This window comes from Paenarthrobacter sp. TE4293 (genome assembly GCF_050435325.1).
Lineage (GTDB): Bacteria > Actinomycetota > Actinomycetes > Actinomycetales > Micrococcaceae > Arthrobacter > Arthrobacter nitroguajacolicus_C.
On sequence record NZ_JBNJRY010000004.1, the window covers coordinates 112554 to 136419 of the forward strand.

The following is a 23866-nucleotide window of genomic DNA, read 5'->3' on the forward strand; positions in this document are numbered from 1 at the left end:
CGGCTAGTCCGGGGTGGCGTGACGAAGGTCAGGCCGGCTTGGCTGCCAACATGCGCTCCAGCGCAATCTTGGCGTTGTCCTGTACGGAGTCGTCCACCGTGATGCGGTTGACGATGCGTCCTTCCACGAGTTCCTCCAGGACCCAGGCGAGGTAGCCCGGGTGGATGCGGTACATGGTGGAGCACGGGCAAATGACGGGGTCCAGGCAGAAGATGGTGTGCTGCGGGTTTTCGGCGGCGAGCCGGTTCACCATGTTGATCTCGGTGCCGATGGCGAACGTGGTGGGTTCGGTGGCGGCGGCGATGGCCTTCTTGATGAAGTCCGTGGAGCCTGCTGAATCTGCCGCGTCCACGACTTCCATGGGGCATTCGGGGTGGACGATCACGTTGACGCCCGGGAAGTCTTGCCGGGCTTTCTCGATCTGGCCCACATTGAAGCGTTTGTGGACCGAGCAGAAGCCGTGCCACAGGATCACCCGGGAACCGAGAAGTTGCTGTTCGTCGTTGCCGCCCAGTTCCTTGCGCGGGTTCCACATGGGCATCTGCTCCAGCGGGACGCCCAGTGCCTTGGCGGTGTTGCGGCCCAGGTGCTGGTCGGGGAAGAACAGCACCCGCTGACCGCGCTCGAAGGCCCATTCCAGGACTACCTTCGCGTTGGAGGAGGTGCAGACGATGCCGCCGTTACGGCCGCAGAACGCTTTGAGCGCTGCGGAGGAGTTCATGTACGTGACGGGGATGACTGGTACGCGGCCTTCGGCGTCAGGCTCGGTGCCGAAGATCTCTTCCAGCTGCTCCCAGCATTCCTCCACCGAGTCTTCATCGGCCATATCTGCCATGGAGCAGCCGGCAGCGAGGTTGGGCAGGATGACGGCCTGCTCAGGCGTGGAAAGGATATCGGCGGTTTCTGCCATGAAGTGGACACCGCAGAAGATGATGGCTTCGGCATCGGGCTTGGTCAGCGCAGCGTTGGCGAGCTGGAAGGAATCGCCGACGAAGTCTGCGTACTGGATGACCTCGTCGCGCTGGTAAAAGTGCCCCAGGATGACGGCCCGGTCCCCGAGTATCTCTTTCGCCGCCCGGATGCGGGCGTCCAGTTCGGCGTCGGAGGCCTTTTTGTACTCCTCCGGCAACTGGCCCTGCCGCGGTGTGGCCCTGGGTGCCACGTCTGCGCTTGACGCGCCCGGGCCGTATGCCGGCTCGCCGGCGAGGGCCTCGGCGAGGTCGTACTCCCATGGTCCCCTGGCCAAGGCCGGGCTGCACGTGGACCCTGCCCGGGAGAGGCCCTTCTCGGCTTCCTCGCGAGTGATCAGCTGGACGGCAGTGTTGACGCTGCTCATGGTGTACTCCTGTTATCTGGCCCGAGGCCGGGCGTGCCGGTGAAGCGGTAGAGGCGGGGTGGACGGTGTTTGCCGCCCTGGAGGTATTCACCGGTTTCTTCGATTTCCGGTGCTGCCTTGATATGTCGGCGGAAGTTGGCGGGATCGAGCTGGCGGTCCAGCACGGCCTCATAGACTTCGCGGACCTGGGCGAGGGTGAAGAACTCTCCCAGCAGGTGGTAGGCGATGGACCCGTAGGCCATCTTGTTGCGAAGCCGCCACAAGGCGTAGTCCACGATGGCGTTGTGGTCGAAGGCGAGGTCCCCGAGCCGGTCGGCCCGGAACCACCGCACATTCTCGGACTCGTCGGCCAAGGCAGCTTCGGTGGGTTGCACCAGTGCCCAGTAGACGATGGAGACCACACGCTGGGTGGGTGACCTGTGCAGGCCACCAAAAGCGTAGAGCTGTTCAAGGTAATGCGGTGTCAGGCCGGTGGTCTCCCGAAGGTTCCGGGAGGCGGCGTCCTGGAGTGATTCATCGTGGGCCAGCGGACCGCCGGGAAGGGCCCACATGTTCTTGTAGGGTTCCCTGATCCGGCGGACCAGCGGCAGCCAAAGGGTGGGGCGGCCGGATTTTTCGCTGGGACGGAGGGCGAAGATCACCGTGGAGATAGCCAACGACGGCGGCGCAAGCCGCCTCTCGGCGACATTGGCTGAGTTGGTGTTCACGGCATTCACCTCGCTTCGCTGCCGCAGGGGGAGCTCCCTGGAACTGGAGCGCTAGTTAAAGTCACCTTGACTAGAACTAATGGTACGACTCTGCGGCTGCCACGCAAAATGCTTTACGTCACAAGCTCTTGGTCGCCGCCTCCAGCAAGGGAAGGGTGCGGCCCTGGATGTGGCTGTTGAGGACAATCACCGAAGAGCAGCGGACCACGGACTTGGTGGCAATCATGGCATCGAGGACACGCTGCATGTCGGGGTTGGAACGCGCCGCGATCCGCACCATAAGGTCCGAGTTTCCCGTGACCGTGTGGACCTCGATGATTTCCGGGATGGCGCCCAGGCTTTCGATGATCGCATCGTGGCCAATTTCCTGCGTGATGGTGACGGAGCAGAAGGCCACCACGGGAAAACCGAAATTGGCAGGATCGGGCTGGGGAACCCAGGAGCCGATGACCCCGTTCTCGATCATCCGGTCGATGCGGGACTGCACCGTGGCCCGGGCAACCCTGAGCACCCGGGAGGCCTCCAGCACGGAAGATCGCGGTGAATCAGTGAAGAAACGTACAATTTTTGCATCAAGCGCATCGACCAGCATCAAAGTTCCTGTCCCCGGGGATCCGTACCCATCACATCGCCTAAGCAAAAAGTGATGTATCTTACAAACTGCGAGAATTATTCCACGGCTCTTGCTGCGTCGTCGACGCCCGCGCGCCCAGCCCATGAGGCCGGCACGCCAAACCAGCATGTAATCCATAGAAGGTAGACACGTATGACAACGAAGTCCATCGCGGCTGCTGCGCCAACAACCGGCCTCGGCCATGCGCTCAAGCCGCGCCAACTCACCATGATGGGGCTCGGCAGCGCGATCGGCGCAGGCCTCTTCCTGGGCTCCGGCGCGGGCGTCCAGGCCGCCGGCCCGGCAGTTCTCATTTCCTACCTCGTCGCCGGCACGTTGATCATCCTGGTCATGTGGGCGCTCGGCGAGATGGCAGCGGCCAATCCCAACAGCGGAGCTTTCTCCGTCTACGCGGAGAAAGCCCTGGGCAAGACAGCCGGCGGCACCATCGGCTGGCTATGGTGGCTCCAGCTGGTGGTGGTCATCGCCGCAGAAGCAATCGGCGCTGCCGGGTTGCTATACTCCGTCTGGCCCGTCATTCCCGTATGGATCCTCGCCTTGGTGTTCATGGTTGTCTTCACAGGCATCAACCTCGTAGGCGTCCGCAACTTCGGCGAGTTTGAATTCTGGTTCGCCATCCTCAAGGTCGCGGCCATCGTCATCTTCCTGCTGATTGGCGCGGCCCTCCTCTTCGGCTGGCTGCCAAACGTCCCATCGCCGGGCTTCTCAGCTTTTGGCGACTTCGCCCCCAACGGCATCGGCGGCATCGCTGCTGCCCTGTTCGTCGTGATCTTCGCCTTCGGTGGGACAGAGATCGTCAGCGTTGCTGCCGCCGAAACCGAGAACCCGGCCCACAGCGTAGGCAAGGCCATCCGCACCGTAGTCTGGCGCATCCTGGTCTTCTACATCGGTTCCGTTTTCGTCATCGCTGCCATCCTTCCGGTGGGCTCAGAGGGCCTGAAATCTCCCTTCGCCGGAGTCTTGGACCTCGCAGGAATCCCCGGCGCCGGCGCTGCCATCACCTTGGTTGCCGTGGTCGCCTTGTTGTCGGCGCTCAACGCCAACCTGTACGGCGCCTCCCGGATGATTTTCTCCCTCTCCGAACGCGGCGAAGCTCCCCGCCTGCTTTCGCGCTTGAGCGCTTCCAAGGTTCCTGTAGCCGCCGTCGTCGTTTCCGTCGCGTTCGGCTTCATCGCAACGGTCCTGGAACTGCTGTTCCCTGAGAAGATCCTTCCGGCCCTGCTGAACCTCGTCGGATCCACCTGCCTTGTGGTGTGGGGTACTGCCCTGGTGTCCCAGTTCATCCTGCGCCGCAGGGCTGACAGGGAAGGCACTGAATTGCCGCTGCGCATGAAGGGCTTCCCCTTCCTCACCATCCTGGGCCTCATATTGCTGGGCCTCATCCTGGTGGTGGGCTTCGCCAACCCCGAAAGCGCCGGACAGCTGATCGGCACCTTCATCCTGATCCTGGCCATTGCCGCCGGCTGCTTCATCAACGCCAGAGCCAAAGCCGCCAAGCAGACCACAACAGTCAAGTAGCTGCCTGCTTAGCACTCGAAAGAAGCCCTGCACAGTTTGTACTGTGCAGGGCTTCTTTGTATGCCCAAATTGTACAAAGTGTTCCGCTGGAACTGAGCTGATTGCGCACGCCACACATCGGTGACTAGGGTCACAGCCATGACGACTCAACCCGTACTGGCCGCCGTCGACGACGACGCGGCCCCGCTTACCCGTGATCAACTCCGGGAGCTGTACACCCTCATGGCAGCGGTCCGGCACCTGGACACCTCAGCCGTTGCCTGGCAACGGCAAGGCATCATCCCCGGCTACGCGCCGGAGCTCGGCCAGGAAGCCGCCCAGGTGGGCAGCGGCTACGCCGTGGACCGGTCCCGCGACTTCGTATTCCCCACGTATCGCGAAATGGGCGTTGCCCGGGCCATGGGCCTGGACATGGTGGGCTACATGTCCACGCATAAAGCCACCTGGCACGGTGGCATGTACAACCCGCTGGAATCCAGGTTCGCTCCGATCCAGGCTGTCGTGGCGGGCTCGGTCCTGCACGCTGTGGGGTGGGCCCATGGCCAAACACTCGCCGGCCACCCCAAGGGCGACATGGGCGTCGCGATGACGTACTTCGGCGACGGCGCGTCGTCCCAGGGCGACGTCCACGAAGCCATGAACTTCGCAGCTGTCATGAAAGCCCCCGTGGTCTTTTTCATCCAGAACAACGGTTGGGCCATTTCCGTCCCCACCGAACGCCAGGTGGCCGGCGGCTCCGTGGCCGCCCGCGCCGCAGGCTACGGGATCCCGTCCCTGCAGGTGGACGGGAACGACGTCGTAGCTGTCTTCGAGGCAACACGGTCGGCCTTGGCCCACTGCCGCGCCGGAAACGGCCCCGTGGTGATCGAGGCCATGACCTACCGCCGCGGGCCGCACTCCACGGCGGACGATCCCGGCCGCTACCGCACCCTGGAGGAGGAACGACAGGACGCCGGCGATGACCCCCTGGAGCGCTTCAGGCAGAAGCTGCTGGCAGAGGGCGTTGCGGACGCAGCATTCTTCGCCGAAGTACAACGCAGTGCAGAAAAGGAAGAGGAAGCCATCCGTGCCGGCATCGAGGACCTGGGCCCCCGCCCCGGTGCCGAGATGTTCAGCCTGGTCTTCCAGGAACCAACGCCCGCCCTCCATTCCCAGGCCACGACGTGGCGCGAGGAGTCCGAACATGTCTGAGACCATCACGGATCTGCATAGCAGCACTGAGAGCGGCGCGGAGGGCAGCACTGCCACCGGTGCGCCTGCCGGTACATCTGCCGTGCAGCAGATGTCCATGCAACAGGCCCTCAACCGCGCCCTCGACGAGGTCCTGGCAGAAAGCCCCAAGACTGTCATCTTCGGCGAGGACTGCGGCCGGCTTGGTGGCGTCTTCCGCATCACCGACGGCCTGCAGGCAAAGCACGGCGAGGACCGCGTGTTCGACACCCCGCTGGCCGAATCGGGCATCCTGGGAATGTCGGTGGGCCTCGCCATGGCTGGTTTCCACCCCATTCCCGAGGTCCAGTTCGACGGCTTCGCCTATCCGGCCATCAACCAGATCGTCTGCCAGATCGCCCGGATGAACTACCGAAGCCGCGGCGCCCTCCCCATGCCCATCACGCTGCGCGTCCCCAGCTTCGGCGGCATCCGTGCTCCCGAGCACCACGGTGAGAGCCTCGAGGCGCTCTTCGCCCACGTCCCGGGACTCAAGGTGGTCTCTCCGTCCACCCCGCACGACGCCTACCACCTGCTCAAGTACGCGGTCAGCCGGCCCGATCCCGTGATCTTCATGGAGCCGAAGTCGCGCTACTGGCAGAAGGGGCCGGTGGATGTCACCTCCGCGGCCGCGGACACAGCAGCCCACGACGGCGGCGCCAGCGCCAGCGTCGACGGCAGCCTCACCGGCGCCCGGGTGGCCCGCGAAGGACGCCACCTGACCCTCGTCGCCTGGGGTGCCATGGTCTCACGCTGCCTGCAGGTGGCTGAGCTGGCAGCCGAGGACGGCATCGACGTCGAAGTCCTCGACCTGCGCTGGCTGAAGCCCATCGACGCCGAAGCCTTGGCGAGGTCCGTCGGGAAGACGCGCCGCGCCGTCGTCGTCCATGAAGCGCCGCTGACCTCCGGGCTGGGTGCCGAAGTGGCCCAACTCATCACGCAGAGCTGTTTCGCGACGCTCAAGGCGCCGGTGGAACGTGTCACCGGCTTTGACGTGCCCTATCCCTCAGGTGACCTGGAAGACGAATACATCCCCAACATCGACCGCATCCTCTTTGGGATCCAACGCGTACTGGAGTACCGCCGTGGCTGAAATTTCCTTCCCGCTCCCCGATCTCGGTGAGGGCCTCATTGAAGCAACCGTGCTGGACTGGCTGGTGGAGCCCGGCCAGCAGGTGGAACGCAACCAGCCGATCGTGGAACTCGAAACCACCAAATCAGCCCTCGAATTGCCCAGCCCGCAGGCGGGTAAAGTGGTGCGTATTCACGGGGCGCCCGGTGACACCATCAACGTTGGCGAGCCGCTGATCGTGTTCGAGGTTCCGGATGACACCGCTGGGATCGTGGGCACTGTTCCGAAGGACGAAGCACCCAAGCGCCGGGTCCGCCTGAGCGCCGTACTCGATGAGGACTGACACCATGACCGGCAGGCACACAGTGGAACAGCACAGGCACACAGTGGAGGGCACCGATCCCGGGCTGTTCGTCGAAGTGCATGAACCCTCCACCGATGCGGGCTTGCGTTCGGTCCTGTTGATCCACGGCTTCTCCTCCTCCAGCAAGTTGAACTGGGCGGACAGCGGCTGGATCACCACACTGCAGGATGCCGGCCGCCGGGTCATCACCGTGGACTTGCCCGGCCACGGCCGGAGCCACTCCCCTGAAGACCTGGATTCGTACACGCCCAGCCGCATCCGTGCAGACCTTCTGCAGATAGTGACCGACGCCGGTGCCCGGCCTTTGCGCGACGGTGACCCTTCCACGGGCCTGGACGTCGTGGGCTACTCGCTGGGTTCACGGTTGGCGTGGGAATTTGGCGCCACGCAGCCGGATTTGGTGCATCGCATGGTGTTGGGAGGACCGAGCTCGGCCGATCCGCTGGCCGCCTTTGACCTCGCCGCCGCCCAGCGCCACCTGGCCGATGGCACACCGGTGGAGGACGCATCCACCGCGGGCCTGCTGAAAATGGCACAGATGCTCCCCAGCAACAACCTGTTCGCCATGTTGTCACTCATCGAGGCCATCAAGGGGGAACCTTTCGATCCCGCCGAGGCTGCCCCGCACATGCCGTTGTTGTTGGTTGCCGGCGAAAAGGATGAACGTGCCGCGACCATGCCCGAGCTCGCTGCCATTGCGGGCAAGCGGGGCGCTCTGGTGGAAACCCTGGTGATTCCCGGGCGCACGCACACCAACGTGATCACCAGCAGGGCCTTCAAGGAAGCTGCCCTGGAGTTTCTCGGGGTGTAGGACGGGGCGGCGGCTGGCCCGGCTGACAGTGGTCAGCGGGCCAGCCGCTCCGCGTTATGGCTCATCCGCTCCAGCACGCTCAAGGCCATGGCATACTCGTCGATGCCGATACCCATGGAAAGGTCCTGACGTGCCGCTTCAACCAGGCGCTGGGCTTCATGGAACTTCTCGCGTCCGAGGTCACTGAGGACCAGCCGGTCGTCGACCATGGTGATCATTCCCCGGCCAACCAGGGCCGCGAGTTCCCTCTCCCTCATCCGGACGTCGCTTCCCCAGAGGGGACGCAGCGATTCCTCGAGGTGGTCCGGAAGCATCGCACCCTCGGATAGAACGCTGAGGGTCTGCCACTGGCGCCGGCTGAGCTTGATCCGGGCCAGGATGCTGTCCAGCTGCGCTTCCAACGCCGCATCGAGCCTCTTGATCCAATATCCGATCGGCTTGTTCACAAAGCCATGCTTTCAGGGGAGGCGCTACCGGGCAAGGTCTGGACGGTAGGCTTGGAACTGCAACGGATTTCGTGGAAGTGGAGCAGATGGGCATGCGTTTCAAGGACCGCGCGGAAGCCGGTCGACGCCTGGCTGAAGCACTCCCCCAACTCAGGGAACAGCCGGACACCATAGTGCTTGGCCTGGCCCGCGGTGGAGTACCGGTAGCAGTCGCCGCAGCATCGGAACTCTACCTGCCTTTCGGCGCTGTCCTGGTCCGCAAGCTCGGCATCCCGGGCCGTGATGAAACTGCCTTCGGCGCCCTTGCCTGGTCGCGTGGCGATGTCCTTCGGATCGTGAACAAGCCGCTGAGGGAACTCATCCTCGCCCACGGCATCTCCCAGTCCGCGCTCGACGCCGTGGAAGCCCACGAGCGCGCCGAGCTTCTCCGACGCGCCCGGCAGTATCCGGGAACCGACCATGACCTTCGCGGGAAGACCGTGGTGCTGGCCGATGACGGGCTGGCTACGGGAGCCACCATGCGGGCGGCCGTGGAAGCGGTCCGTGCCGCCGGCGCGCGCACCGTTGTGGCTGCAGTGCCCGTTGCATCCTTGGAAGCCTCGACGTCGTTGGCGAGGGTCTGCGACGCCGTCATGGCCCTTCATACTCCCGGAAAATTCCACGCCGTTGGCGCTTTCTACGAGCGGTTCGAGCAACTCTCCGACGTCGATGTCATGGGCCTGCTGGAAGGTGCCGGCGCCGGCGGGCGCGCTTAGCCGCCGTCGTTCCTTAACGAAAAAACGGGCGCGGTCCTTGCGGACCGCACCCGTCTTCCGGGGTTCTGTTCTAGTGGTGGACGCTGTACCCCAGCGGCCGTCCACGGGTTTCCTTGGCGAGGATCACGCCCACGGCGGAGATGATGCACAGACCCATGATGTAGAGGCCCACTGAACCGGACCACTTGGTGGAGTCCAGCAGCGCTTGGGCAATCAGCGGGGCGAACGCCCCTCCCAGGATGGCACCGAGCGCGTACCCGATGGAGATTCCGGAGTAGCGCACCTGGGCCGGGAACATCTCGGCGTACATGGCGGACATTGGACCGTAGGAGAGCCCCAGGCCGATGGTCAGGACGAAGAGTGCCGTTCCGTACAGCACGATGTCCTTGGAATCGATCAGCACGAACATGGGAATCATCCAGGCGAAGACCAAGCCGTAGCCGATCAGGAACGTCTTCACGCGGCCGATCTTGTCCGACAACCAACCGCCCACCATGGTGAAAATCAGCCAGCCGAACGATGCGACCGTCGTGGCAAGCAACACCTGCGGGGTGGGCATCTTCAATGTCTTGGTGGCATAGGAGATGAAGAAGGCGATCAGCAGGTACCCAGCGGCGTTGTTGGCGATGAAAATCAGTGCAGCAAGGATGACTTCCTTCTTGTTCCTGCGGAAGAGCTCGCCCAGTGGCGCCTTGCTTTCGGCCTTGCGCTGGGCGATTTCCTTGAAGACGGGGCTTTCGCCAACAGCGCGGCGAATGAGGTAGCCCACCACGATAAGGACTACGGAGAGCAGGAACGGCACCCGCCATCCCCAGGCAGCGAAGTCTTCCTTGGACATTCCCGACTGCAGGAGGAAGAGCAGGCCGGTGGCGAGGATCATGCCGATCGGCACACCGATCTGCGGGTAGGCGCCGAAGAGGCCCCGCTTTTTGACGGGCGCGTGCTCAACAGCCATGAGGGCTGCACCGCCCCACTCGCCACCTGCGGAGAAGCCCTGCACCACGCGCAGGGTGATCAGCAGGACAGGAGCCCACACACCGATGGTCGCGTAGGTAGGCAACAAGCCAATCAGTGCCGTGGCAGCACCCATCATGACCAGGGTCATGACGAGGACGGCCTTGCGGCCCATCCTGTCGCCAAGGTGCCCTGCCACGAAAGCCCCGAGGGGACGGAAGAGGAAGCTGATGCCGATCGTGGCGAACGACAGGAGCTGGGCGACTCCTGGGTTCGACTTCTCCAAAGGAGAAAGGAACAAGGGCGCCAGCAGGGTGGCCGTGAGCTGGGCGAAGATGAAGAAGTCGTACCACTCGATGGTGGTGCCCACCAGTGTCCCGGCCAGTACCCTGCGCTCCTCGCGCTTGCTGCTGGGTCCTGACGGAGAGTCGACAGTGGAAGTTGCGGTCATTGGAACTCCATGGGGTGAGAGTGACTGGTCGGCGCTTGACTTGCATTAACCGACAGAACGGTCAGTTAGGAAAGAATACTACACCCCTGTGACCCAAAGCACAGCGTCTTGGAAGTTCACATCAACATAGGATGGGTCGCATGATTCCCCGCAGCGATGTCCACGCTCCATCGGAAGCCGCGACGCAAGCTCCGCCGTCGCAAACCCTGTCCCGGGGAATCCGAGCACTGGAGATTCTCGCTGCCGCCGACAAGCCTCTCAGCATTGCAGAACTCACCGAAGCACTGGGCGTCCACCGCTCCGTTGCCTACCGCATCCTCAGGACCCTGGAAGACCATTCCCTCCTGGTCCGCGACGACTCGGGCCGGGTGCAGCCTGGCCCCGGATTGGCTGTCCTGGCCAGCGGCGTTTCCCGGAACCTTCAAACCGCCGCCCTGCCGGAACTCACACAACTGGCCAACACTCTGCACATGACAGCATTCGTCGCCGTCTGGGACCACCAGGAATGCGTAACGCTGGTCACCGTCGAGCCACGCCACTCCGGCGCAGCGCTCGCCCAACACCCGGGAAGCCGCCACCCGGTCAGCACCGGAGCTCCGGGGATAGCCATCCAATCAACCATGACGGAGGAGCGCTGGCAGCAAGTGGGGCCCGGAAGCCCCTACCGGGCCGAGGCCCACGAGGCCCGCCGCCTCGGTTACGCCACCAGCCATGACGAGGTGATCGCCGGCCTGTCCTCCATCGCCGCCCCCATCAAGGTTCCGGGCGGGCGGCCGGCAGCGATCGCCGTCGTCTATATCCGCTTGGACCAGGACTCCGACGCCGTGGGCCAGGCGCTCGCCGCCAGCGCCGCGCGCATCGAAGGCCAACTCGCCTGAGCCATTCCTTACGGGTCAACCAACGTGCCCCACAGCACAAGACCTGCAGTGACGGGAACTGAATACTCGAAGAGGGACCGGACACCCCGTCCGGTCCCTCTTCGAGTACGAGAAGGAACCCATGAGCCTGAATCTTCTTGACACCTCCAACTGGCTGCCCCTGGATGGACTTGCCCCCGGCTTCGATGCCAACAAGGCCCCATTGGTGCAGGACTTGTCGGGGCAACAATTCATCGTCCATGCCAAGGGCGATCCCATGACTTTCCGATTCGATGACGACGAGGTGCAGTGGACCGCGGCCGGACATGCGGGATCAGCTCCCTACGAGGCCTTCCTCGTGGCCGAACAGCTCTACTACGCCCAATGGCACAGCGTGGCGGAGCCGGAACTCGCCATTTCCCTGGTCCTGGACCTCACTAACGGAACTGCGTTGTACATTGGCGCAAGGCTTGGACAACCGACCCCGTCCAGCGTGGCGGTCCAGCACGACTTTCGGCCCGGCACCCTTGACCGTTTCACCACCGGAATTCCCATGGCAGAGAGCACCGGACTCATCGGACGTCGCGTTGAGTGGGTCTACAGCGAGTCGCACGCGTACGAGCACATCTACCTCAGTCCCACGTGGTACACGTGGCAGTGCCTCGCCGGGCCGGAGCGCGGACTGGCAGATACCGACTCAAATACCGTGTACCAGGTCCGACCCGGGATCTTCGTCTTCACCTGGCGCGAAAAAGTCATTCCTTGCGGCTCCGTCACGATTGCCGACCACCGCGATGTCAACGCCATCCGTTCCCACGGAAGCTTGTTCGGCTGGGATGAGTCGGGCACGCAACCTGTGCACTTCACGTTCGGGGCCCACGGACGGTTGATCAGCATGACCCACCACCGGACCGATCTGGACCCCGCCCTCTAACTCGCGCACACACCACAGCCCCGGCGGACTCTGTCGAATCCGCCGGGGCTGCCTGGTCCCGAAGGGACTTCTAGTCTTCCGAGCCGTGGCCAATACGGGAGTACAGGGCCGGCTGCGAGCGCCGCAGCCGCAAACCCCAGACGACACCTATCACTCCCGGCAGCAAAACCAAGGCCGGGAGGACAAACGATACGGCGGTGGTTTCAGTTTGTCCGAGCAGGACATCGAAGTTGGCCAGGATGAGCACAAAGACAACAGCCAGGAGCACGAACCCCAGGACAGGCGCGATCACCCTGACCCACAGGCTGGCACCATGCCGGTTTCGGCGGAAGAATCCGATGACGGCCACCGATACCACGGTCATCAGCAAGACCAGCCCCATGGCACCACTGTTGGTCAGCCACGTGAACATCGTCAACACGGGGTAGAGTTCGCCAAGCTCGGAACCGGTCCCCGCAATGGCGAAGGCAACGGTCACGACGACGGCAATCACCGTCTGCGCGAGGGAACCTGCGAAGGGCGCGCCGCTTCCCTGCCGGACACTGGCAAGCACCGGCGGCAGGACCCGCTCCCGGCCGAGGGAGAAGAAGTACCTGGCCACTGCGTTATGGAAACTGACCAGGGCAGCAAAGAGGCTGGTGACAAAGAGGACCTGCGCAATGTCGCTGAGAAGCACTCCGCCGTTGGTGCCAAGGAACGCGAACATCATGTCCGGCCCGTTCGCGGCTGCCGATTCGATGACCGCCGACGGTCCCGCACCCACCGTCATGGCCCAAGCCGAAACGGCATAGAACACGGCAATGATTCCGACGGCGGCGAACGTCGCCCGTGCGACGGTTCGCTGGGGGTCCCTTGATTCCTCGCCATAGATCGCAGCAGATTCAAAGCCCATGAACGCGGCGATGCCAAAAGAGAGCACGGCTCCGATCCCGGGCACGAAGAGGCTCTCGGGGCTGAACGCCACCGCACTGACACCTTCGGGTGCGACAGCCAGGCTGATGACGTCGTACATGATGACCACCAGGAACTCGAGGGCGACCAGCACCCCCAGAACCTTGGCGGACAGGTCCACCCGGTTGACGCCCAGCCACCCGACGATGGCGATGCACACCAGGACAGGGATCCACCAGGGAACTCCGACGCCCAGCCGCGCCGACAGCAGCGAGGACACCGTGAAGCCGAACAGTCCATAGATGCCCACTTGCATCAGGTTGTACGCCATCAGGGCCACCAGCGAAGCGCCGACTCCCGCTGGCCTGGAAATGCCTTGGGCTATGTAGGCGTAGAAGGCTCCTGCGTTGGTGACGTAGCGGCTCATGGCGGCGTAGCCCACGGCGAAGAGTGCCAGGATGCCACCCAGTATCAGGAAGGAGAGGGGCACGCCCATCACTCCGGTGACAGCGAACGTCGTGGTCACTCCGCCTGCCAGGACGGTCAGCGGCGCCGACGCGGCGATAATCATGAAGGTCACAGCCGGTACGCCAAGAAGCCTCTTGGTGTTTGCGGTTCCGGCTGTCCTGCCCTTAACGGGATTGTCCACGCTCATAGTGTGCTCCTGCCTCGGTGCCGCGGGAGATGTGCGCGGCACGGTGTGGGTCATTCCGTAATCTTCCACCGTCGGAGCTTGGCGTGACTTGTCTCACACGGCAGGGTGTTTGTCGGTGCACGCACGCACGCTGGGAGCGTGGGGCCCCGGTGTAGAATCGTGGGCAAGCTCACTCCTGCCCCGCCGGCCTCCTGGCCGGCAAATATGTCGAAGGACAGGCGCCGGCGCGGGCCATTGAAAGGGAGTTTGATGACTGTCGCGGCTGAAACGGGCCCCACCACTGTGCAGACCGTCGTGGCGGAGTCTTTCCAGGAATGGAGCCGGGCCATCTCCACTTCCTTTGTGCCACTTTTGGCGACGGGGCCCCGCGATTCCACTTTCCACGGAACCATGCGTGCCCGCGTGCTGGGTCAGATATCCGTCGTTGAAATCACGGCCGGCCCCCATACCGTCCTTCGCACGCCGGAACTCATTGCGAAATCCACCGGGCGCTTTTTCAAGCTCAGCATCCAGCTGACCGGTTCAGGCCGGTTGGTCCAGGACGAACGCGAGGCCGTGCTTCGGCCGGGCGACCTCTCCATCTACGACACCTCCCGCCCCTACCAGTTGACGTTCGACGACGACTTCCGCACCTTGGTGCTGATGTTCCCCCACGTTTTGCTCGACTTGCCGGCCGAAGCCATGGGACACGTGACGGCACTGCGGATTCCAGGAGACGAAGGCCTGGGCGAGCTCATCAGTCCCTTCCTGGTGAAGCTCGCCGACAACCTGGAAGCCCTCTCGGGGACCAACGGGCTCAGGCTGGTCCACAACGCGTTGGACCTGGTCACCACGCTCTTCAACGGCGAGTTGGACCAGCTCATCGAGACCGGACGCGATCCGCACCTTCTGCTGCTGGGGCGGATCCATGACTACATCGAGGCCAACCTTGGCGATCCTGAACTCTCCCCTGGAACCATCGCCTCGGCCCATTACATCTCTACGCGGCACCTCCACGACCTCTTTCAGGAGATCGGAACAACTGTGGCCTCTTCCATCCGGCAACGGCGGCTTGAACGGTGCCGCCGCGACCTCAGGGATCCGGTCCTGGCTGACCGGCCCGTAACGGCCATCGCCGCACGATGGGGGTTCACCGATGCCGCCCACTTCAGCAGAATCTTCAGGGCAGCCTTCGGGAACTCCCCCACCGGCTACCGCAGCAGCCACTGACGGCGCCCTGCGCCGAAACCCAGGCGCCGTCGTCGGGCTGTTGCCATGCGGCGTGTGGCTACGCAGCCGCTGTCGGTGCCGTCCCTTGGTCGGTCAGCGCAGCTATCTCATCGAGCATGGTCCGCAGCAACCGGTCCTCCAACCCTGCGTACGCCGGGTCGCCCGCACGGTTGAGCAGTTCACCGGGGTCGGTGCGGTGATCATACAGTTCGGCTATCTCCGTGCCGAAGTAGCGGGTCAGCCGGCCCTCTGCAGTAATGACCGTTCGTATGCGGACCGGCCCGGGCAGGCCTTCCAAGCCAAACGGTTGTTCTTCCTCCACCAGGAGCGCGTCCCGGTGCATGCCGGCATCGCCTTGCAGAAGCGGCACCAGCGAGCGGCCCTGAATCCCCCGAAAGCCTCTGGAACCGGTGAGCTCAAGAAGCGTCGGCGCCACATCGGTGCTGGAAACCAGGGCTGCGGTCCGCCGTGGCGAACCTCCGGGAAGGTGGACCAGCAATGGAACATTGGTCACGGCGCGGTAGTGCACAAAATGCTTGAGCATGAGGCCGTGGTCCCCGAAGAGGTCTCCATGGTCGCTGGTGAACACCACAATCGTGTCCTCGGCCAACCCTTGGCGGTCCAGCTCGTCCAAAATCCGGCCGATGTGCTCATCCATCATGGTAATAAGGCCATACTGCGCGGCAGCGGCATGCCTGTATTGGTCCTCCGTGGCCGCCCACGTCATGGTCGGGTCGGCATTCGGCTCACCCCGGTGGTCAATCATGTCCTTCACGTGCGCCGGGGATGATGAATGGTCCTGCTCGAAGCCGAGCGGCAGAGGCAGCGCCGCGGGATCGTAAAGGTCCGAGTAGCCGGCCGGTGGAGAGAACGGATGGTGGGGATCGGGGAACGACACGAACATGAAGAAGGGCTGGTCCTGGCCCGCGGCATCCTTCAGGTGTTCGATGGCTTTCTCGCTCACGTAGCTGGTGGGGTGCACCTCAGCCGGAATGGCCGTCTGGTACACCTGGTCCCAGCCGCCGTACATGCTGGACGAGTTTCCTGGACCTCCCAGCGATTCCGGGTCGACTCCCCGCTCCCGGGCCCAGTGGACGTAGTGTCCACCAGGCCTGTCCCCGTGGCCTATGACCAGGTCCACGTGCTGATATCCGTAGTAGTCGGAGGGCAGCGCAATGAACCGGTCATCGTGCGCATCGCGGTTCTCCCACTTATCCCATCCCGGGGAGAACCCATGACGGCGGGCGTCGGCTGCTCCCGCGTCCAACAGCATGGGGTCGGTGGCCCGGATCTCCTCGGCCTGGTGGGGCTCAAACTCCCACCCCATGTTTTGATGGTGCAGTTTTCCTACGCCCACGGTCCTGTATCCCCCGGCTGCCAAGGACCCTGGAACTGTCTGTGTGAGCGGGTCCAAGGTGATGCCGTTGCAGCGCGTCCCGTGCGCTGATGGCCACCTGCCGGTCAGCAAGCTGGCCCGGTTGGGCATGCAGGTGGGGTTGGCCACCGTCGCATTCTCGAACACGATGCTCTTGGCTGCGAGCGCGTCCAGGTTCGGCGTCCGGACAGTGGCATTTCCGCCGAAGCCCACGTGGTCGGCCCGTAACTGGTCAGCGATGATGAACAGGACGTTGGGCCGGCGATGCTCGTCCCTGCCGCGCTGCCGCATCATGCGGGCCTCTTGATGAGGGACAGTACGTCGGTGCGCTGCCGGGCGAACCCGGGCAGCGCACGCGTGGTGATCTGGTCGCGTGGCGTGGGCAGGTCCACGTCCACCACCTTGAGCACCCGTGCGGGCCGGGACCCCAGCACCACGACGCGGTCTGCAAGGTAGACAGCCTCGTCGATGTCATGGGTCACCACCAGGATGGTCATGGCGAAGTCCCTTCGGATCGTCAGGCACAGGTCTTCCAGGTCAAAGCGGGTCTGCGCGTCCACCGAGGCGAAGGGCTCGTCCATGATGAGGATTTCGGGCCTGTAAGCCAGCGCCCGTGCAATCGCCACACGTTGCTGCATGCCGCCGGACAACTGCCATGGATACTGGTTGTCGGCATGGGAAAGGCCGACGGCGGCCAGTGCACTGTCGCAGCGCTCCTTGAGTTCTGCTGCCGGCAGCTTGAGGTGCCGCAGCGGCAGGACCAGGTTTTTCCGGACGGTGAGCCATGGCATCAGGGAACGGTTGTAGTCCTGGAAGACCAGGGCCATTTCCGGAGGCGGGCCACTGATGGTCCGCCCGTCAATGGCCGCCCGTCCGCTGGTAGCAGGCTGGAGCCCGGCCAGGCACTTCAGGAGCGTCGTCTTTCCCACGCCGGAGGGACCCACTATGCAGACAATTTCGCCGGCATCCACGGTGAAGGTCAGGTCTTCGATGACCGTACGGGCTTTTCCTCCGCTGCCGTAGGTCTTGGCGAGATGCGCCACATCAAGCCGTGGCGTGGTTGCACTGACTTGTGTTTCTGGTTGCTGTGCCATGGTGGACTTTCTGTTTCGGACGGGAAGAAGAGGGGCCGGACGGGCGCTCATGCTGCCCGCGCCAAACGACGGGATCCGATGTACCAGGACAAGACCTTGCGCTTTAGCAGGCTGAACAGGAGGTTGACCAGGAATCCAAGGACGCCCAGGAGCAGGATCCCTGCCCACATGTCAGCGGTCATGAAGCTTTGCTGGGCCAGCAAGGTCATGGCTCCAATACCCTGCGAACTGCCCAGCATCTCGCTGGCAATCATCACGATGAAGGCCACCTGGAGGCTCACTTGAAGCCCGGAGAAGATGTGCGGTCCTGCCGCCGGAAGGAGAACGTTCAGCACCCGCTCTTTCCGGGTCAGGCGGTAGACCCTGGCGACATCCAGGAGATCGTTGCTGACGCTGCGGATGCCGTCCACCGTGGCGATCATGGTGGGAAACAAAGCGGCCAATGCGATGCTCGTCACGCGCATTTGGGTACCGAAGCCGATCAGGGAGATGAAGATCGGCACCAGCGCCACCGGCGGAATTCCCCGGAGGAAATGGATTAGGGGATCAATCATCCAACGCACCGGAGGAACCAGGGCGGTAGCGAACCCCAGTGCGATCCCCACCACCGCCGCGATCCCGAAACCGAAGAACAGATTTCCAAGGCTGAGGAGGACGTCGGACTGGAAGTGGTCAAAGAGCCACAGTTCCTGGAAGCGGACAAGGATGCTTTCCAGCGGTGGAAAGAAGGGGTCGATGGAGTCCGCGGACAAGAACCACCACGCCATCAACAGCAGTACGGGTGTCCCTGCTCCAAGCACCCAGTTGCGCAATCGGACATTTCTCATCAGGGCACCACTTTCCGGTAGGACTCATGCCAGTGCAGCACCCGGCGCTCGGCCAGTCGCGTGGCACCTTGGAACAACAGACCCATGACACCCAGCACCATCACCAATCCGTAGAGGCTGGCGTAGTCGCCTGCCGCTTGGGCTTGATAGATGCTTTGGCCAAGGCCTGGACCGCCACCGAGGAGTCCCGCCACTACAGTGACTACCAAGGCGGCCGGCGCGGCCACGCGCATTGCAGTTCCGATGTAGGGCATGGCGCTGGGCAACACGACCCGGGCCAGGATTTCGCCTTCTCCCATGCCGTAGGAGCGGGCCGTGTCCCTGGCCACGGGGTCGGTGCCGTGAACACCGTCAACGGTCTGCATGACAATGGGCAGGAAGCAGCCGAACACCACCAGGAACAGCGACATCTCGGCGGTGGGCCCCAGGATCAGCACCGCCAGCGGGAGGATGACAATCGGCGGGACGGGCTTGAGGAACTCCAATAGGGCCAAGGTTGCGTACCGCACGGATTCGAAGCTGCCCACGACCAATCCGACAGCGACTCCGGCCACGGCCGCCAGCGCCAATGCGAGCAAGGCGATACCGAGGGTTGCGCCCAAGGAGGACCAGAAGGTGCTGGTTCCCAGGATGGCAGCGAGAGTGGTGAACACCGTGGTAGCTGATGGCAGGGCGTTTCCTGCAACCTTGGCTTCCGCGAGAACCTGCCAGATCACCAGGGCACCCGCGATGCCCAAGGCACTATACGCAGAGGGGCGGATGGATGCTTTCATGATGAATCTCCCACGTCGTTTTCCTGCCTACTTGCCGAAAATGACGTCGGCCGGCAGCTTCACAGGTGCGCTCAGGAAGCCAAGCCCGGCAAGATTGTTGTTGGCGCGCTCGATGTCTTCCAGGCGAACCTCTTCCGGCCAGTAATTCACCGCGCCGGTTTTGACGACGTCCAGCGGAGTCTTGGTGATCTCGGCACTGAGCTGCTGCGCTTCATCGATGTGGCCGTTGGCATAGGCGTTCGCCTTGTAGATGGCAGCCTTGAAACCCTGCAGCGCCTTCTCCTTGGACTTCACGGTGTTTGCCCCTGATACCCAGAGGCCGATGGCGCCCTGCTCGAAGAACTCGACGCCGGGCGAAGCCAGAAGCCTGTTGCCCTCCGACGCGGCCTTGGACGTAAACGGGGCCACGAGCGACGCTGCATCGACACGCCCCGAATTGAGGGATTGCAGCGCCGACGACGGATCGAGGACCATCCAGTTCACCTTGGCAGGATCGCCGCCGTCGTCCTTGACGAGTTTGCTGACCGTGACCTCCAGTTGTGCTTTGCGGGCCGGGACACTGACGTTCTTTCCTTCCAGGTCTTTCGGCCGGTTGATGGCGGACGACTGCTGAACGAGGAGTCCCGTGTCATCCACACGGTTAAGGTCGGCACCTTCACTGGCACCGTCCTTGTAGCCGTCGGCCGCGGCGATGATCTTCAGCGGCACGTTCTGGCTCAGCGCATTCAGGAGGGGAATGGAAGGCGTGTACGTGAGGTCAATCTGTCCGCTCTGGGCCGCTGCAATGCCGGCCGGCGGGTTGGCTATGACAGAAATCTCGACGTTGAGACCCTGCTCCTTGAAGTAGCCCTTATCGGCGGCCAGGCGGATACCGGCGTCGGATCCGATGCCGATGGTGCCCACCTTGAGTGTGGTGGTCCCGTCCGCAGCGGGGGCGGCTGCCGGTCCCGACCCGCCCCCGCAGGCTGCCAAGGCCATGGATAGGACTGCGGCCACGGCCAAAGGAATAGTGCGTCGCATGTGGTGCTCCTCGAATCAGGAATGGTTGAACGGAAGGGAATGGTTCCAGCTGGTGGAGCGGTGGACTGCACGGCCACCACTCAGGGTGAGCCGGACGTCTGTATCGAGGAGCTTCTCGATCTCCTCATCGGCCGGCCACGGGTTGGAAAGCAAGCACAGATCTGCTGTCATGCCGGGTATCAGTGAACCTTTGTCGTGCTCTGCGTGATCTTGCCAAGCGGCATCAAGAGTCATGGCTGTGAGCGCTTGCAGGCCGCTGATCCGCTCGGGATCCCGGGGGTTGCCCGGTGTGGACCGGGTGGCACGACGGACTGCGGCCACCACCGTACGCCGCCAGTCCGGACTGGTCACGGGGGCGTCCGATGCAATGTTGAGGTGGACTCCGGCCTCCAAGGCTGACTGCAGCGGCTGGTGTTGGGAGAAACGATCCTCACCGAGTACTTGGCGCATGATGTCACCGGCCTCGTGGCGGATCAGGGGGTTGGTGCTGTACCCGATGCCCTGCGATGCCATGGTGCGCAACATGCCGGGATCACTGAACGCCCCATGGATGACGTAGTGGCGATTTCCCCTTGTCGAATGCCCGCCGGGATCCTTGCTCGCTGCACTGATTGCCTCTACGGCTGCGGCAGTGGCAGCATCTCCCGTGGCATGGACACCTGCCTGCAGTCCGGCGTCGTCGATGAGTTCCAGGATCCTGTTCAGTTCAGCCACCCTTTCTCCGTCACTTGCGCCCTGAATCACCAGGCGGCCATGCGTACAGACAGCGCCATAGGGCTCGCTCATCCAAGCGGTGCCGCTGCGTGGAATGCCGTCCGCGAAAACCTTGACGCCGGCGATCCTCAACTGCCCAGGCTCAATGCCGCGGTTCGCGTAGGTTGCTGCCAGTCCGCTGCGCAGTCCGTCGTCGATGGCTTTGGCATTGGCTCCCCCGGTTCCCGCGAAGAGCATCAGGACGTTGATCCGCAGGGTCAACTCCCCCGCTGCGGCGAGGTCGCCCAGCAACTCCAGTGCCGCCGTCGAACCGGCGCCGTCCATAAGTCCCGCACTTGCTGGTCCGAGTCCCGGCTCCGTGAGCGACGTGATGCCCAGCGCATGCAGGTGCTCCTGGAAGTGCAGCAGGGCTGGGCGGAGCGTCGCCGATGGAACCGGGGGCATGGCCCGCGAAACGAGTTCCATGGCCCCGTCCTGCAGCAACCCGATGGGGCTGCCATCTGCTGCCCTGACGATGACGCCACCCTCGGTGTCCGGTGTCGTGGCTGTAATGCCCGCCCGACGCAGGGCTTCGGCGTTTGCCAGGAGTTGATGGCCGGTGCTGTCGAACGCCACCACGGGGGTGTGGGGCCGGCAATCCAGCAAGTACCCTCCCGCCGGTCCCAGCAGCGCTTCGTCCCAGCCATGGGCCCGGACCCAGCCGTCCTCCCCAACCGGCGCTGCCGCCACGACCTCGACGACGGTCGCCCAGTCGGGTGCCACGTCCGGGTCCAGCCGCACGTACCCGAAGGCAGCCATCGCTGCCGACACGAAGTGCAGGTGGGCGTCATTGATGCCGGGAATGACGGCCCCGCCCGCGGCGTCGACGACCTGCGTATCCGGGCCAATCGACAGGCTCACGTCTTCGTGGCCCAGCCCGGAAATGCGACCGTCCTTGATGGCGACCGCGTCAGTCATACGGTGCGGTTGTGCCGGGTCCATGGTGTGGACCGAGGCATTCACGATCACCAGATCAGCGAAATCTTGCATCGGTTCTCCTCAAGTCACCGCATCCAGATGTGATGCAGACAACGTTCTTGAAAGAAGTATGTCGCTTGACTGGGTCACTTGACTAGGTTTTGACGTAAAATTTCTCCATCGGGACTTTTCCACCCCACGGCACGGCCACAAGGCCGTCATGGCGGAGAGCGCCTAGGATCGATGAGACCGCTGGATCGGAGGACCGGATCACAGTGGAACGAGTACGAGGAAGGTGAGCGGATGGCCAGGGTTCCCGCCGAAGAAAGACGGCTGCAATTCGTCGAAGCGGCAGCCAGGGTGATCGCACAGGAAGGACTCGCCTCTGCAACGACTCGACGGATCGCCAGTGAAGCCGACGCCCCCCTGGCGGCTTTGCACTACTGCTTCCGCAGCAAGGATGAACTCCTCGAAGAGGTGTACAACTTCCTCAGCCGCGATTACGCGAAGGCACTTGAACCGGTGGCGGACCCGGGGATGGGCCTGCGCCACATGATCGGCGCCCATGCCCGGCGTATCTGGAGCCGCATGCGTGAGAACCCGCACGAGCAAGTCACCACCTTCGAACTGCTGCTCCGACGCTTCCGTGTGGAAGCGGAAGACCAGCCCCAGGTCCTGCTCATGAACCGCTCCATGTACGACGGTTGGGTCAGCTCAACACTGGATTTGTTCCGCGGAGCTGCCGAAGCCGCAAGCGAACCGGTCCCCACCAACCTGGAGGACATCACCCGCCTGTTCATTTCGGGGATCGATGGCATCAGCATGCAGCACTTGGCCGACCCCGACGAAGAACGGTCCACGCGGTTGGTGGAACTCATGTCCTTGTCCCTCGCCGGAGCGCTCGACTACGCCTAAGGCTGTCGCTTCATCACCAGCGAGGTGACAATGCCCAGCAGCAAGAGACCTGCCGCCGCGGCCATGGACACCACAAAGGCTGCGCCGGCGCCCTGCGTTTCCGCCAATTGCCCGGCCAGATAGGAACCCAACGCTGTTCCGGCGACGATGCCGCTGGCCAGGGCCGTCATGACCGTCGCCATGCGTCCGACCGGCGCAACAACGCCGCCGATGCTGAAGACAGTGACCATGACCGGCCCCACCGGGATGCCCAGGATCAGCAAGACAACGACCATGGCCCACATGCCGGTTGGAAGAAGCAGCAACAGGGACAAAACGGACATGGCCAGCGCGGCCACAACCCAGCGCGAAGCCAAACTGAACCGTTGCGGCCAGAACGCCACGGACAGCGCCGCGACAGCTGAGCTCAGGCCCATCACCGCATAGAGGAGTCCGGCGATCTCCGCCGTAGCGTACTGGGCGGAGAAGGCACTCAGCGCGTTCTGCGTCGCACCGAAGAACGTGCCCATGCAGACCATGGCGACAACCGGCACAGCCACCACAGCGGCTGCCCGGCGATTGCGGCGCTTCGACCCTGCCTGCGTGGCCTGTTCTCCCGAAACCACGACGCCGGCAGTCGCCTTCCGCGGCGCCGGCACCACGGCATGATAGCTGGGGTGGACGGCGAAAGCAGGAACCAGGGTAATGGTCATGACGGCGGCCAACGCAAGCGGCAGCCACGGCGCCACCACGCTGGCCAACACCCCCACCAGGGCCGGGCCGAGGACAAAGGTGACCTCGTCGGCGGTTCCCTCATAGGAAAGGGCGGTATCCAAGTCAGCCCGGTTGGCTGCAACACTCCTGCTCCCACCAGCTGGAGATGGGGCAAGGTTGCGGGTGGTCAGGGCCATCCAGCGGACCCTGGCCATGGGCCCGACCTGGGGGCAGCTGGCACCGGCGAGAAAGGCCGCGATGAGGACTCCTGCGGCATCGCCCACGGAACCGTAGGCGGGAGTGAGGTAGGCGGCGGCCAACACCCCGGCAACAGCCAGCGTATTGATGACGGCCGCCACCAGCAGGACGATGCGTTGTCCCGCCCTATCAGCCAGGGAACCCAGAATGGGCGCGCCCAAAGCCGAGCCAATGCCGACCGCTCCGGCAGCCATGCCGCCAATCGCGTACGAATGGCTGACTGCCGTCACGAGGGTCAGGGTGCCCACGGTCAACATGGCGAGGGGAAGCCGTGCGAAGAGGCCAAGCGGCAGGAAACCGGGGCCGGCCAGCTCCGGAAGGCGTGCGAAACGGCCAGGCAGACGAGAGGTTCGTGTCGGGGCCGATGACAAGGGCTGGGAAGCCACTGAAGATTTTTCCATTAATCCGGGTTCGCTAAAGAGTGCGCATCGTCCCTC

The 23866-nt window shown here is 63.9% G+C and carries 23 protein-coding genes; 10 read left to right on the forward strand and 13 right to left on the reverse strand.

Annotated elements, in window-relative coordinates; translation table 11 throughout:
* Positions 1-28 precede the first annotated feature (28 nt).
* From nadA to QF015_RS09390, 3 genes are all read right to left on the reverse strand, one after another.
* Positions 29-1336: a quinolinate synthase NadA gene (gene nadA / locus QF015_RS09380; RefSeq protein WP_429388589.1), complete on the reverse strand. Its 1308-nt coding sequence runs from the start codon at positions 1334-1336 to the stop codon at positions 29-31.
* The gene (locus tag QF015_RS09385) at positions 1333-2052 is read right to left on the reverse strand and encodes an NUDIX hydrolase (RefSeq protein ID WP_429388591.1); all 720 of its coding nucleotides are present in this window, start codon (positions 2050-2052) and stop codon (positions 1333-1335) included. The genes nadA and QF015_RS09385 overlap by 4 nt, the downstream gene beginning before the upstream one ends.
* 109 nt (positions 2053-2161) lie before the next feature.
* Positions 2162-2635 carry an Lrp/AsnC family transcriptional regulator gene (locus QF015_RS09390; RefSeq protein WP_310208775.1) on the reverse strand — a complete coding sequence of 158 codons (474 nt, stop codon included), beginning with the start codon at positions 2633-2635 and terminating at the stop codon, positions 2162-2164.
* Positions 2636-2809: 174 nt separating this feature from the next.
* Between QF015_RS09390 and QF015_RS09395 the strand changes: the two genes are divergently transcribed.
* The 5 genes from QF015_RS09395 (at position 2810) to QF015_RS09415 (ending at position 7651) form a co-directional block, all read left to right on the forward strand.
* Positions 2810-4195, forward strand: a complete 1386-nt coding sequence (locus QF015_RS09395) for an amino acid permease (RefSeq protein ID WP_429388593.1) — start codon at positions 2810-2812, stop codon at positions 4193-4195.
* Between the two features lie 138 nt (positions 4196-4333).
* The gene (locus QF015_RS09400; protein ID WP_429388595.1) at positions 4334-5386 is read left to right on the forward strand and encodes a thiamine pyrophosphate-dependent enzyme; all 1053 of its coding nucleotides are present in this window, start codon (positions 4334-4336) and stop codon (positions 5384-5386) included.
* The gene (locus tag QF015_RS09405) at positions 5379-6497 is read left to right on the forward strand and encodes an alpha-ketoacid dehydrogenase subunit beta (RefSeq protein ID WP_429388598.1); all 1119 of its coding nucleotides are present in this window, start codon (positions 5379-5381) and stop codon (positions 6495-6497) included. The genes QF015_RS09400 and QF015_RS09405 overlap by 8 nt, the downstream gene beginning before the upstream one ends.
* A complete protein-coding gene (locus tag QF015_RS09410; RefSeq protein WP_017200407.1) occupies positions 6490-6819 on the forward strand; it encodes a biotin/lipoyl-containing protein in 330 nt (109 codons plus the stop codon). Before QF015_RS09405 ends, QF015_RS09410 begins: the two co-directional genes overlap by 8 nt.
* 4 nt (positions 6820-6823) lie before the next feature.
* On the forward strand, positions 6824-7651 hold the full coding sequence (locus tag QF015_RS09415) for an alpha/beta fold hydrolase (RefSeq protein WP_310208786.1): 828 nt from the start codon (positions 6824-6826) through the stop codon (positions 7649-7651).
* A gap of 32 nt (positions 7652-7683) precedes the next feature.
* Here the strand turns inward: QF015_RS09415 and QF015_RS09420 are convergent, their stop codons facing one another.
* Entirely contained in the window at positions 7684-8097 is a 414-nt protein-coding gene (locus QF015_RS09420) for a MarR family transcriptional regulator (RefSeq protein ID WP_310208787.1), read from the reverse strand.
* 71 nt (positions 8098-8168) lie between these two features.
* Here QF015_RS09420 and QF015_RS09425 point away from each other — a divergent pair, with 71 nt between their 5' ends.
* Complete coding sequence (locus QF015_RS09425; RefSeq protein ID WP_310208789.1) at positions 8169-8852, forward strand: phosphoribosyltransferase; 684 nt, start codon at positions 8169-8171, stop codon at positions 8850-8852.
* A 70-nt stretch (positions 8853-8922) separates the two neighbouring features.
* Here the strand turns inward: QF015_RS09425 and QF015_RS09430 are convergent, their stop codons facing one another.
* Positions 8923-10257, reverse strand: coding sequence for an MFS transporter (locus QF015_RS09430; protein WP_310208791.1), 1335 nt, complete (start codon positions 10255-10257; stop codon positions 8923-8925).
* Between the two features lie 131 nt (positions 10258-10388).
* Between QF015_RS09430 and QF015_RS09435 the strand changes: the two genes are divergently transcribed.
* Positions 10389-11135 carry an IclR family transcriptional regulator gene (locus QF015_RS09435; protein ID WP_429388601.1) on the forward strand — a complete coding sequence of 249 codons (747 nt, stop codon included), beginning with the start codon at positions 10389-10391 and terminating at the stop codon, positions 11133-11135.
* Positions 11136-11256: 121 nt separating this feature from the next.
* Entirely contained in the window at positions 11257-12048 is a 792-nt protein-coding gene (locus QF015_RS09440) for a MoaF C-terminal domain-containing protein (RefSeq protein ID WP_429388603.1), read from the forward strand.
* A gap of 70 nt (positions 12049-12118) precedes the next feature.
* On the opposite strand, the gene QF015_RS09445 is transcribed toward QF015_RS09440, so the two are convergent.
* Positions 12119-13594: an APC family permease gene (locus QF015_RS09445; protein ID WP_429388605.1), complete on the reverse strand. Its 1476-nt coding sequence runs from the start codon at positions 13592-13594 to the stop codon at positions 12119-12121.
* 249 nt (positions 13595-13843) lie between these two features.
* On the opposite strand from QF015_RS09445, the gene QF015_RS09450 reads away from it, so the two are divergent.
* A complete protein-coding gene (locus QF015_RS09450; RefSeq protein ID WP_429388607.1) occupies positions 13844-14803 on the forward strand; it encodes a helix-turn-helix domain-containing protein in 960 nt (319 codons plus the stop codon).
* A gap of 58 nt (positions 14804-14861) precedes the next feature.
* On the opposite strand, the gene QF015_RS09455 is transcribed toward QF015_RS09450, so the two are convergent.
* From QF015_RS09455 to QF015_RS09480, 6 genes are read right to left on the reverse strand one after another with little or no spacing between them, the layout of a single operon-like run.
* Positions 14862-16472: a sulfatase family protein gene (locus tag QF015_RS09455; protein WP_429388609.1), complete on the reverse strand. Its 1611-nt coding sequence runs from the start codon at positions 16470-16472 to the stop codon at positions 14862-14864.
* Positions 16469-17323 (reverse strand): ABC transporter ATP-binding protein, encoded by an 855-nt coding sequence (locus QF015_RS09460; protein ID WP_429388610.1) that lies wholly within the window; start codon positions 17321-17323, stop codon positions 16469-16471. Before QF015_RS09460 ends, QF015_RS09455 begins: the two co-directional genes overlap by 4 nt.
* Positions 17320-18099 carry an ABC transporter permease gene (locus tag QF015_RS09465; RefSeq protein WP_429388612.1) on the reverse strand — a complete coding sequence of 260 codons (780 nt, stop codon included), beginning with the start codon at positions 18097-18099 and terminating at the stop codon, positions 17320-17322. Before QF015_RS09465 ends, QF015_RS09460 begins: the two co-directional genes overlap by 4 nt.
* Positions 18099-18872, reverse strand: coding sequence for an ABC transporter permease (locus QF015_RS09470; protein WP_429388614.1), 774 nt, complete (start codon positions 18870-18872; stop codon positions 18099-18101). The genes QF015_RS09465 and QF015_RS09470 overlap by 1 nt, the downstream gene beginning before the upstream one ends.
* 27 nt (positions 18873-18899) lie before the next feature.
* On the reverse strand, positions 18900-19892 hold the full coding sequence (locus QF015_RS09475; RefSeq protein WP_429388616.1) for an ABC transporter substrate-binding protein: 993 nt from the start codon (positions 19890-19892) through the stop codon (positions 18900-18902).
* A 15-nt stretch (positions 19893-19907) separates the two neighbouring features.
* A complete protein-coding gene (locus QF015_RS09480) occupies positions 19908-21635 on the reverse strand; it encodes an amidohydrolase (protein WP_429388618.1) in 1728 nt (575 codons plus the stop codon).
* Between the two features lie 171 nt (positions 21636-21806).
* Between QF015_RS09480 and QF015_RS09485 the strand changes: the two genes are divergently transcribed.
* Positions 21807-22478: a TetR/AcrR family transcriptional regulator gene (locus QF015_RS09485; RefSeq protein ID WP_310208812.1), complete on the forward strand. Its 672-nt coding sequence runs from the start codon at positions 21807-21809 to the stop codon at positions 22476-22478.
* On the opposite strand, the gene QF015_RS09490 is transcribed toward QF015_RS09485, so the two are convergent.
* A complete protein-coding gene (locus QF015_RS09490; protein ID WP_429388620.1) occupies positions 22475-23830 on the reverse strand; it encodes an MFS transporter in 1356 nt (451 codons plus the stop codon). The genes QF015_RS09485 and QF015_RS09490 overlap by 4 nt on opposite strands.
* Between the last annotated feature and the right edge of the window lie 36 nt (positions 23831-23866).

Excerpts from the sequence above, each read along its gene's own strand:
- nadA (WP_429388589.1), bottom strand. The coding sequence starts at position 1,336 with ATGAGCAGCGTCAACACTGCCGTCCAGCTGATCACTCGCGAGGAAGCC.
- QF015_RS09390 (WP_310208775.1), bottom strand. The coding sequence starts at position 2,635 with ATGCTGGTCGATGCGCTTGATGCAAAAATTGTACGTTTCTTCACTGAT.
- QF015_RS09395 (WP_429388593.1), top strand. The coding sequence starts at position 2,810 with ATGACAACGAAGTCCATCGCGGCTGCTGCGCCAACAACCGGCCTCGGC.
- QF015_RS09400 (WP_429388595.1), top strand. The coding sequence starts at position 4,334 with ATGACGACTCAACCCGTACTGGCCGCCGTCGACGACGACGCGGCCCCG.
- QF015_RS09405 (WP_429388598.1), top strand. The coding sequence starts at position 5,379 with ATGTCTGAGACCATCACGGATCTGCATAGCAGCACTGAGAGCGGCGCG.
- QF015_RS09415 (WP_310208786.1), top strand. The coding sequence starts at position 6,824 with ATGACCGGCAGGCACACAGTGGAACAGCACAGGCACACAGTGGAGGGC.
- QF015_RS09430 (WP_310208791.1), bottom strand. The coding sequence starts at position 10,257 with ATGACCGCAACTTCCACTGTCGACTCTCCGTCAGGACCCAGCAGCAAG.
- QF015_RS09435 (WP_429388601.1), top strand. The coding sequence starts at position 10,389 with ATGGGTCGCATGATTCCCCGCAGCGATGTCCACGCTCCATCGGAAGCC.
- QF015_RS09440 (WP_429388603.1), top strand. The coding sequence starts at position 11,257 with ATGAGCCTGAATCTTCTTGACACCTCCAACTGGCTGCCCCTGGATGGA.
- QF015_RS09445 (WP_429388605.1), bottom strand. The coding sequence starts at position 13,594 with ATGAGCGTGGACAATCCCGTTAAGGGCAGGACAGCCGGAACCGCAAAC.
- QF015_RS09450 (WP_429388607.1), top strand. The coding sequence starts at position 13,844 with ATGACTGTCGCGGCTGAAACGGGCCCCACCACTGTGCAGACCGTCGTG.
- QF015_RS09455 (WP_429388609.1), bottom strand. The coding sequence starts at position 16,472 with ATGATGCGGCAGCGCGGCAGGGACGAGCATCGCCGGCCCAACGTCCTG.
- QF015_RS09460 (WP_429388610.1), bottom strand. The coding sequence starts at position 17,323 with ATGAGCGCCCGTCCGGCCCCTCTTCTTCCCGTCCGAAACAGAAAGTCC.
- QF015_RS09465 (WP_429388612.1), bottom strand. The coding sequence starts at position 18,099 with ATGAGAAATGTCCGATTGCGCAACTGGGTGCTTGGAGCAGGGACACCC.
- QF015_RS09470 (WP_429388614.1), bottom strand. The coding sequence starts at position 18,872 with ATGAAAGCATCCATCCGCCCCTCTGCGTATAGTGCCTTGGGCATCGCG.
- QF015_RS09475 (WP_429388616.1), bottom strand. The coding sequence starts at position 19,892 with ATGCGACGCACTATTCCTTTGGCCGTGGCCGCAGTCCTATCCATGGCC.
- QF015_RS09480 (WP_429388618.1), bottom strand. The coding sequence starts at position 21,635 with ATGCAAGATTTCGCTGATCTGGTGATCGTGAATGCCTCGGTCCACACC.
- QF015_RS09485 (WP_310208812.1), top strand. The coding sequence starts at position 21,807 with ATGAGACCGCTGGATCGGAGGACCGGATCACAGTGGAACGAGTACGAG.
- QF015_RS09490 (WP_429388620.1), bottom strand. The coding sequence starts at position 23,830 with ATGGAAAAATCTTCAGTGGCTTCCCAGCCCTTGTCATCGGCCCCGACA.